Below are 9233 nucleotides of genomic sequence, written 5' to 3' on the forward strand. Positions count from 1 at the left end.
TGAAGCTCTTGCCCGGGAAACAAACTCAAACTAACAGTCCCTTGTCCTGCCTCGCGGGTGGAGGAATTTGACTGACCACACCCGGAGGAATTTGAAGTGACCCGCGGGGTTCGCAATGGAGTCGACCGACAGGCCGAGGCGGCCGGCCTCCATCCGGTTCACGGCTACAGTGTAGTATTGGGCGCCTTCGTTGAGCGTGGTGTAGACGTCTTCGGCACCATCGATGCCGGACAGGATGGACGACAGTTTCGCCGCGATCTCATTGAGTCTGACGATGTCCGGGCCGAAGATCTTGACCGCGACGTCGCCGCGTACACCGCTGATCATCTCCTGCACGCGCATATCGATCGGCTGGGTGAAGCTGAGCGAGATGCCGGGAAAGCCGGCCAGAACCTCGCGAAGCTCCTGCAGCAGGGCTTCTCTGTCCGTAGTCTGCCTCTCTGCCGCCGGCTTGAGCACGAGAAACGTATCGGTTTGATTGGGACCCATGGGATCGAGGCCGAGCTCATCCGAGCCGGTCCGTGCGATGATGCCGGCAACGTCCGGAACCTTCAACAGCGCGGATTGCAGCCTGGCATTGATGGCGAGCGATTCGTCCAGGTTAACGGAAGGAAGCGTCTCCACGCTGACAATGACGTCGCCCTCGTCCATGGTCGGCATGAAGGTCTTGCCTAGTTTCGTGTAGGCAAAGCCCGCGGCGATCAGGCCGATCAGCGCTGCCGCGATGACTTTTCGCTCATTGTTCAACGCCCAATCCAGAGCAGGCGCGTAGACGCTCTGCGCGGCCCGGATCAGGAGGGGATCGCCATGCGAGGCGGACTTGAGCATGAAGGAGGTCGCGACTGGAACGACGGTGAGCGCAAGCAGCAGCGAACCAGCCAGGGCGAAAATGATTGCAAGCGCCACGGGAACAAAAAGCTTTCCCTCCAGTCCCTGCAGGGTCAGGAGCGGCACGAACACGATGATAATGATCAGCACGCCGGAGGCAACGGGTTGCAGGACTTCGCAGACTGAGCGGAACACGATGTGGATCAGCGGCGTGGCTCTGCCGAGATCGTGCTTGCTGAGATTGCCGACGATGTTCTCGACCACGACCACAAGTGCATCGATCAGCATTCCAATCGCGATTGCAAGTCCGCCGAGACTCATCAAATTGGCCGACATCCCGACCGCCCGCATCGCGATCAACGCGATAACGATGGCAAGCGGCAGGCTGAGCGCGATCACAAGCGAGGCACGCCAGTTACCCAGGAACAGCAGCAGAAGCACGATTACGAGCACAGTGGCTTCGCCGAGCGCCCGCACCACGGTGCCGACGGCACGGTTGACCAGGTGGCTGCGGTCGTAGAACACGTTGATCGAGACGCTCTTTGGCAGCGACGGCTGCAGTTCCGCAATCCGCGCCCGGACGTCGCGGACGAGTTGGCCTGCATTGGCGCCGCGCAGGCCGAGCACAAGCCCTTCGACGGTCTCGCCGCGGCCGTCGGCCGTGACCGCGCCATAGCGGCTCAGCGCGCCGATCCTGACGTGGGCCACGTCGCTGACCCGGATCGGGATGCCGTCGCGGGTATCAACGACGATGGAACGGATATCGTCGACACCGCGGATGCTACCTTCGACGCGGACCAGCGCGCTGTCTTCGCCCTGGTTCACGCGGCCCGCGCCGTCATTACGGCTGTTGGCCTCGATAGCGCGGCGAAACGAATCTGACGAAATGCCGCGCGCAGCGAGTGCATCGTTGCGCGGCACGATCTCGAACGCGCGCACATAGCCACCGAGCGCGTTGACGTCAGCAACGCCAGGAACGGTGCGCAAGGCCGGGCGGATCACCCAGTCGAGTAGGGTCCTCCGCTCCGCGAGCGAGAGCTCGGGGCTGTCGATGGTGAACATAAACATTTCGCCCAACGGGCTCGTGATCGGCGCAAGCCCGCCGCTCACGCCGTCAGGGAAAGCGCGCGAGACGTTGGACAGGCGCTCCGAGACCTGATTGCGCGCCCAGTAAATGTCGGTGCCGTCCTCGAAATCGACGGTAATGTCGGCTAGCGCATATTTGGTGGTCGAGCGGAGAATCTTCTTGTTGGGGAGCCCTAGCAGCTCAAGCTCGATGGGAACCGTGATGCGCTGTTCGACCTCCTCGGGAGTGAGGCCCGGCGCCTTCATGATAACCTTCACCTGAACCGGCGATACGTCCGGAAAGGCGTCGATCGGCAGGCTTGGCAGAAACACGGCGGCGGCACCGATCAACAGCAGTGCGCTCAAGACGACGAAGAGCCGCTGCGAAAGTGCAAATGCGACGAGGCGCGGGAGCATCTATGGCCCTAACCCAGAGAGAATGCCGCGAAGCGCCGAAATACCGCCAATGGCGATCTCGTTCTTGTCCGTGATGGGGCCAGATACCACGACGTGGTCCTGATCTTCCGCGAGCAGGGCGACCGGAACGAGACGGAAGCCACCGCCGATGGCCACGAAGACTGAAGTCAGTTCGCCGCGGCGGACCAACCCACTATAAGGAATCTCCCAGGCGCTTTCGCCGGCAGAGAGGAAGCCGATGCGCGCTGCAGCCGTCTGGCCGGGATGCAGCTCCCCGTTGTTGGGGATTTCCGCGCGCACCAAAATGGTCTGGGTTGCAGCGTCCGTGGTCTCGGAGACCAGCACGACCTTGCCCGGCATGGCATAGCCTTCGATTTCAATCTTCGCACCGGTGCGGATCGCACGGATGTTGGCCGCCGGAATTGCGATTTCTACCCAGAGCGACGATAGCTGCGCGAGCTTGACGAGCGGTGCGGACTGCTCGAGCCGCTGGCCTGGCGAAACCGCGATGTCGACTACGGAGGCCGCCCGCGGTGCGATGACGGTCAGCGTCGCGCTGATCGCGGCTTCGTTGGTTAGCCGCGAAATCGCCTCGTCGGACAGTCCACTCAGTCGCAGCATTTGACGCCGCTCCGCGACCGCGACGCTCGCCTGCCGCGCCTCGGTCTGGCTCGCCTCCAGCACACGTTGCGGCACCGCCTTGCCCTCAAACAAGTCGGCGTTGCGCTTGAGTTGCTGGGCGGCGAGAACTTCTTGCGCGACCGCTTGCAGATACTCGCGCTGCTGCGAAACGAAGCTTGGGCTTTCCAGCGTAACGAGTGGCTGGCCGGTGTTGACGCGATCTCCGCGAGCGATAGCCAGATTGGAGACCATCCCCGCAACAGGGGCGCTGACGATCCACAATTGCGGCGTTGGAATCACGATCTGGGCCGGATAGGGCAGCGTTTGGTCAGTACGGCTCGATACCGGATGCGTCACCCGGACGCCGAGATTCTGAGCCTGCGCCGCGCTTAGCTTCACGTCGTCTTCCGCCATTGACACTGAGGGCAGGAAACTGAATGCGAGCGCGAGAAGAGCGCCGACCCCGCTCCGAAAGGGGCTCGGACGGAGAGTCGCCTGCCGGAGTTGCATGACGGATGTCCTCTGTCGCCGGGGCAGCCGAAATGTCCCGCGAGTGCAGATTTCGCTTACTCCCCCTGAGCGCTGATGGGTTGATTTGCATCAACTGACCACGGTCCACTTGTCGCCCCGGGGAAGAGGATGCATTCGGTCGCTTCGACGGCCTCCCTGCGGGTTGCCAGCTTTCGTAAGTTTATGTCTCGACGACCGGCCGGTATCCGGAGCGCCGGAACGATCGCGATCAAGCAATACTGTGATGTGTCCGCGCAATTTTCGCTTTCCTTGACCGACATCAAGTTCGTGCGGGGGCAGCGATGGCATAAGCGATCATGAAAAGAACATTGCCAGATAACGCGAGGATTAAGGTCGGCAAAAGCGTCGGCGGCATCCTAGCTACCGCTCAGGCAAAGGGAGACAAACAACCCTTCCGAAAGATCGTCCGCGCCAATCCAATTGTCTCGCGGTACGGCATGCTTTTGATCGTCGGAGCCCTGCTTGTCACCTTGGGGTGGGAGTTCTTTCGATTGATCATCATCCTATGGACGTTGGACTGAGTGCCATTGGCCGAGAGCAGGGGTGATCCAGATGATGCACCCAAAATCCACGTTGCCCGACTTGGAGGAACGACTGCAAGAGTTGCGGGATGGAGGCCTCGTTCAAATCAGCCGCAGCGAGCACGAGCGCCTGTTCGGATTGAACGACGCCGCTCTCGGTCGGCTGCGCAATTTCGCCCGCGGTCATCAGCGTTGCGAGTTTCGCAGGCACGCCTCGACAGTAGGGCCCGAGGGGATGTTTCGCCATCTGCTTGTGGCGATGCGGAGGCGGTCGGAGCGCCCTGCGGCCTTCACTCAAGAAGGAAAGTCGGCCGGCTCCACATCGATTCGATCGGCGTGAAGTGACCAGTCTCGAATCGCACGGCCCTCGCAGAATTTCTGCTTCGCCAGTAGGGCCGCTTCCGTCTCGTCGCTCGCATCGACGTCAATCGTGTGCTGGCACGCCTCGCAAGGCTGGCCCTGGTCGCCAACTACATCTTTGATAAAGCGGACCACAAAATGTGCCATGCATGCCTCGTTGTGCGAATCTGAGGGGCCGCCTCGCGTCAATACACGAAGGTCGGTGTCTCAAGCAGGTGATCATTCACTGTCACGACGCCAGGAATGGCTTCGGCCGCTACGCGGATGGCTGTGCGTTCGGCCACGGATGGTGCAAAGCCCCAGAGATCGACGACCCCGTTCCGTACCGTTGCGTTCAGGTTCAACGTATGCGCCCAACACTGCTTCTTGATCTCCTCGAGGAATCTCTTCCTGATGGATGCATCGGAGAGCGACACGTCGAGCTTCGGCCTGGCGCTTGCGATCGCCTGAAGCAGGTTGGCCCGGTTAACGATTCCGACAAGCTGGCCTTGTTGGTCGACGATCGGCACACGTTTGATCTGATTGTTTTCGAGAAGCATCGCAATCTCGTGCAGCGGCGTCTCGGGCGCAGCGGTTACGACGTCGCGCGTCATTATATCGTTGACCTTGACCGCGTGCGATTTGACATAGTCGGTTGCAAGTTGAGCATCGCCGGTCAAGAGACGCAGCCACCAGGAGTAGGGGCGTTCGGTGCCGGCTTCGGCTCGATGGATCAGATCGCCTTCGGTCACAATCCCGAGGATCTTGTTGTCGGCATCGATGACGGGCACCGCGCTGATGCGTCGAGCAAGCAGAAGTTGCGCGACCTCGCGGACCGTGGCGTTTGCGTCGACGGTTATAACGGGAGAAACCATCACGTCTCGTACCTGCATGACAACCTCCGTATCAGTCGCTCAGTTTCGATTTGTCGGCATCTTGCCGGAATGCGGGCGGTCGAGATTGATCGGGATCAAGCGACAGGACCTGCCGAGCGGTCAGAATTGTCGACCTTTGAGGGAGGAGATCCTAATGACCAAGATACCGCATCGCGCCGTAGTGTTCGTCGGCGACGGACGAAAGGCGCTGTTCCTTCGTAACGAAGGCGACGAGAAGTTCCCGAACTTGCAGATGGAAGCCGTTTTTGAAGATCAAAATCCGGCGGCACACGACCAAGGGAGCGATAGGCCTGGCCGGGTGAGCAAAGCCTCGCAGTCAGGGCACAGAAGCGCCGTGGAGATGACCGACTGGCATGAGCTCGAGGAGCGCCGCTTTGTGAAGCAAGTGGCGGCTGCGGCGGAACGCATTGTACGCGGCGAGCCGTCGACTTCACTGATCATCGTCGCTCCGCCACGAACGCTGGCGGCGCTTCGGTCGGATTTTCATCCTGATGTGAAGCTGCGGATCGTGGCGGAGCTTGCCAAGGACCTCACCAGGCACCCGGTCGGCGACATCGAAAAGCACTTGCGGGACGAGTAAGGGCAGGTCGCTCGCGTGGAAGAAGTCCGCGTGAGGCGCTTCCAACGACAGCAATGCCTGAGCGGGCGGTCATACTCGCTTGATGTGCATCAAGCCTGGAACTGGCCGGATGCAGGATAAAGGACCATCGCCTCAGTTATCGGAGCTCGGACATGTTTTTTGCCAGCGTCATGGTCTACGTCGATCCTGAGCAGCAGGAAGAAGGACAGATTGCCGTCGCGGAAGGCATCGCGCGCGGATTTGGGGCGTCCATTCTCGGTATCTCGGCGGTCGCAATAGAGCCCCCGTTCGTGGCCGAGGGCGTCATCATCGAGCAGACAACGGCCGAGGACCTCGAACGCATACGAGCGCAGCTCTCGGCCAAAGAGGCGTGGTTCAGGCGGATCGTCCGCCTGCCGAGTGAAAAGGTGGAATGGCGCTCGGCAATCGCATTTCCGACCGAGTTTCTGGTCGAGCAGGCCAGGGCTGCTGACCTTATCGTCGTCAAGCGCAAGCAGCTCAGGACTAATATTCCCCGCTATCTCGATTCCGCCGGCGCCATGCTGCGGATGGGCCGTCCCACGCTTTCGGTGCCGGACGGTGTGACGGAGCTGGCCGGCGATCGCATCGTGATCGGGTGGAAGGATACTCGAGAAGCGCGCCTTGCGGTTCGTGAGGCGTTGCCGTTCTTGACCCGCGCGTCGAGGGTCACGATCGCCGAAATCTGCACATCGGACGAACAGGACGCGGCGCATGGCCGGGTGCGGGATGTGGCCAACTATCTCAGAAAACACGGCGTGAGTTGCGAGCATGAAGTTCGTGTGCATACGGCGGAGCCGGATGCTGGCTATCTCATTCGCCTGGCTTCGGACGTCGGCGCTGACCTCATCGTCACCGGAGGCTATGGACACAGCCGGTTGGGCGAATGGATGTTTGGCGGCATGACGCAGCGCCTCCTACAACAGGCCCAAGCTTGCCTGCTGATGGCCCACTAGGTCGCAACGCGCCTTCTCGACGATGGCTGTTCAATACCGCAATCAAGAGAGGCCGAGGCACGGTTCCCATGGAGAGAAGCAATGCTGGCGTCAGATATCATGCGGACCTCGTTCGCAACTGTGAAGCCGGAAGCGCCGCTGCTGGAGGCCCTCCATCTGCTGCTCGAGACCAATCAGCGCGGCCTGCCAGTTCTCAATGATGATGATGGGACTTTGGGGCATCATTGCTGAAGGCGACTTCCTCCATCGTCGCGAGTTGGGCGTCAACTATCCCGAGGGGTTTTGGCTCGAATGGCTACTGGGCAGGCAGGAAGGCGAGCTCGCTCGTGAGCGAACGAGGGGACTGCGGGTCGAGGAAGTAATGAGCCGTCATCCCGTTTGCGTCGATGAGAACGCCTCGATCGATGCGGTCGTCAAGGAAATGGATGTGAATCTCGCAGGTACCCGTGCTCCGCAAGAGACGGGTTGTGGGGATCGTTGGCCGGATGCAGATGCTCACGGCGCTGGAAAGTTGCCTTAGAGAGCCGGGGGAAGCCTCACGGGAATAAGATCAGCGGGCGGAGTAATTCGAATATTTGCGATGGGTCCACTCGACAATATCCCAGACAGGGACATTCGGCTCGATGCCTGCAGAGGGATTGCGCTCTGGTTCGTCTTCATCAATCATATCCCAGGGAATATCTGCAGTTGGCTTACTTTAAGCCGTTATGGATTCAGCGACACCACTGAAGTCTTCATGTTTGTTTCGGGACTGACGTGCACCATGGCGTATGGACATGTGTTCCGAAGCGCCGGGTCTTGGGCGACGATCTGTCATACGGTTCGACGAAGCTGGGAGATTTATGCGGCATTTCTGCTGCTGACGCTATTTTTGGTCGTCGCCGTTCATTGGATCGACGCCGACCTCGCAGACGACGCAAATGTGGCGATCGTCCTGCAGCAGCCGGGAGAAGCGCTGTCGCGTGCGGCGATCCTGCAATACCGGCCCGTCAATACGGATGTGTTGCCGACCTTCGTGCTCTTCCATTTGCTGTTTGCGCCGTGGCTTTTGCTTTTGCTCAGATGGCCGAATGCCACGTTGGCGGCCTCGGCCCTGCTGTACGGCCTGGTTCAGATACACGGCTGGAACCTTCGGGGATGGCCGACGAATGACTGGTATTTCAACCCGCTCGCCTGGCAGTTCCTCGTCACGCTCGGTGGATGGTGGGTGGTGGTGGGGCGCTGGCGGATAATGCCACTCGTGACGTCACGTCCGGCGATCATGCTGTCGGCCGCATATTTGATTTGGTCGCTGTCTGTTGCAATGAGTTGGATCAGTCCGGGTCTTGAGCTCGCAGTTCCGCAGTTCCTGAAAGGCTTGATCTACCCGATAAACAAGCCGGATCTTGATCCGCTGCGACTTTTGCATTTCCTTGCGCTTGCGGTCTGTGTCACCAATCTCGTGCCGGCGCATTGGGCCGCTTTACGGTCGCGCGTGCTGCTGGGAGCCGTTCGTTGCGGAGAGAATTCGCTCGAGGTTTACTGTGCGGGGGTCTTGTTGTCGCTTGCGGCATATATCTTTCTGAGGAACGTATCTGATGGTGTGCTCGCTCAAGTTATGGTCAGTGGCACGGGCATCGCACTTCTCACCGTCTTTGCCACCTTGTTGACCTGGTTCACTGGCCTTGCCGCGCCTCGGGTAAGACTACTTTGATCAGGTACATCCTCAGCGTTTCGCACCGTTCACGCCCCTTCAAGCGCCCTGCGCAATCGTCGGATAATGACGCCCCGTGATCGATCGTCCGCGGCGGCTTCGATCTGGTCGTTGATTTCGAGAAGCAGTTTGGACATGTCGTTGTGCCAATCGAGGTTGACGACCGCATCGGGAGTGAGCCTGCGGCGGCGGGCGACGTCGACCGGTGTCGGCGCGGCGGTCGATAGTTCGTAGACGTCGTCCAGCATCGGCATAAAGATCTGCGCGGTCGGAACGGTTCGCTCGGCGAGCCGGTTCAGAAGGCCTCCAAGCGCGTGCTCTTCACCGTGGACTATGAACAGACCACGATGAATGGGGCGCCGCGCGGCAATCCAGCGCGCGAGTTCCGGGCCGTCGGCGTGCCCGGAGTATTCGTCGATATACCGAATGTTCGCCGCTACCTTGATCTCCTCGCCCTGGATCCTCACTGCTTTCGCTCCATCGTGCAGGAAGCGGCCCAGGGTGCCCTGAGCCTGAAATCCCGTGAGCAGGACCGTGCCCTCCCTGCGCCACAACCATCGCTTCAGATGATGGCGGATGCGGCCGGCGTCGCACATTCCGCTCGCCGCAATGATGATATGAAAGCCGGACAGCCTCGCGATCGACTTGCTCTCATCGACGGTTTCCGTGAAGTGCAACTGACTGGAAGTCAGAAGCCGGTCCAAATCGACGCTCGGATCGAGACTGGCCGTGTTATTCCGAAAGACTTCCGTCGCACGGATCGCCAAA

Annotated in this window: 10 protein-coding genes and 1 pseudogene; 6 read left to right on the forward strand and 5 right to left on the reverse strand. The window is 60.5% G+C overall.

Annotation, left to right across the window (positions count from 1 at the left end; genetic code table 11):
* Positions 1-108 precede the first annotated feature (108 nt).
* Both QJT78_RS45520 and QJT78_RS45525 read right to left on the reverse strand, forming a co-directional pair.
* Positions 109-2310: pseudogene (locus QJT78_RS45520) on the reverse strand (efflux RND transporter permease subunit); the annotation flags it as partial.
* Positions 2311-3345 (reverse strand): efflux RND transporter periplasmic adaptor subunit, encoded by a 1035-nt coding sequence (locus QJT78_RS45525; protein WP_240537820.1) that lies wholly within the window; start codon positions 3343-3345, stop codon positions 2311-2313.
* A gap of 413 nt (positions 3346-3758) precedes the next feature.
* Here QJT78_RS45525 and QJT78_RS45530 point away from each other — a divergent pair, with 413 nt between their 5' ends.
* Positions 3759-3983, forward strand: coding sequence for a hypothetical protein (locus QJT78_RS45530; protein WP_028153129.1), 225 nt, complete (start codon positions 3759-3761; stop codon positions 3981-3983).
* Between the two features lie 294 nt (positions 3984-4277).
* Here QJT78_RS45530 and QJT78_RS45535 read toward each other — a convergent pair whose 3' ends face one another.
* Both QJT78_RS45535 and QJT78_RS45540 read right to left on the reverse strand, forming a co-directional pair.
* Positions 4278-4490 (reverse strand): hypothetical protein, encoded by a 213-nt coding sequence (locus QJT78_RS45535; protein WP_028153128.1) that lies wholly within the window; start codon positions 4488-4490, stop codon positions 4278-4280.
* A 38-nt stretch (positions 4491-4528) separates the two neighbouring features.
* Complete coding sequence (locus QJT78_RS45540; protein WP_281460656.1) at positions 4529-5197, reverse strand: CBS domain-containing protein; 669 nt, start codon at positions 5195-5197, stop codon at positions 4529-4531.
* 154 nt (positions 5198-5351) lie between these two features.
* Between QJT78_RS45540 and QJT78_RS45545 the strand changes: the two genes are divergently transcribed.
* From QJT78_RS45545 to QJT78_RS45565, 5 genes are all read left to right on the forward strand, one after another.
* On the forward strand, positions 5352-5798 hold the full coding sequence (locus QJT78_RS45545) for a host attachment family protein (protein ID WP_028153126.1): 447 nt from the start codon (positions 5352-5354) through the stop codon (positions 5796-5798).
* 152 nt (positions 5799-5950) lie between these two features.
* Positions 5951-6772, forward strand: a complete 822-nt coding sequence (locus QJT78_RS45550) for a universal stress protein (RefSeq protein WP_028153125.1) — start codon at positions 5951-5953, stop codon at positions 6770-6772.
* Between the two features lie 81 nt (positions 6773-6853).
* Positions 6854-7003, forward strand: coding sequence for a CBS domain-containing protein (locus QJT78_RS45555; protein ID WP_240537819.1), 150 nt, complete (start codon positions 6854-6856; stop codon positions 7001-7003).
* Positions 6969-7292 carry a hypothetical protein gene (locus tag QJT78_RS45560; RefSeq protein ID WP_240537818.1) on the forward strand — a complete coding sequence of 108 codons (324 nt, stop codon included), beginning with the start codon at positions 6969-6971 and terminating at the stop codon, positions 7290-7292. The genes QJT78_RS45555 and QJT78_RS45560 overlap by 35 nt, the downstream gene beginning before the upstream one ends.
* A gap of 60 nt (positions 7293-7352) precedes the next feature.
* On the forward strand, positions 7353-8465 hold the full coding sequence (locus tag QJT78_RS45565) for an OpgC domain-containing protein (protein WP_049808032.1): 1113 nt from the start codon (positions 7353-7355) through the stop codon (positions 8463-8465).
* A 29-nt stretch (positions 8466-8494) separates the two neighbouring features.
* Here QJT78_RS45565 and QJT78_RS45570 read toward each other — a convergent pair.
* On the reverse strand, positions 8495-9233 hold a 739-nt coding region (locus QJT78_RS45570), incomplete at its 5' end, for an MBL fold metallo-hydrolase RNA specificity domain-containing protein (protein WP_281460655.1).

Origin of the sequence: Bradyrhizobium sp. Mp27 (genome assembly GCF_029953005.1) — a bacterium.
Lineage (GTDB): Bacteria > Pseudomonadota > Alphaproteobacteria > Rhizobiales > Xanthobacteraceae > Bradyrhizobium > Bradyrhizobium barranii.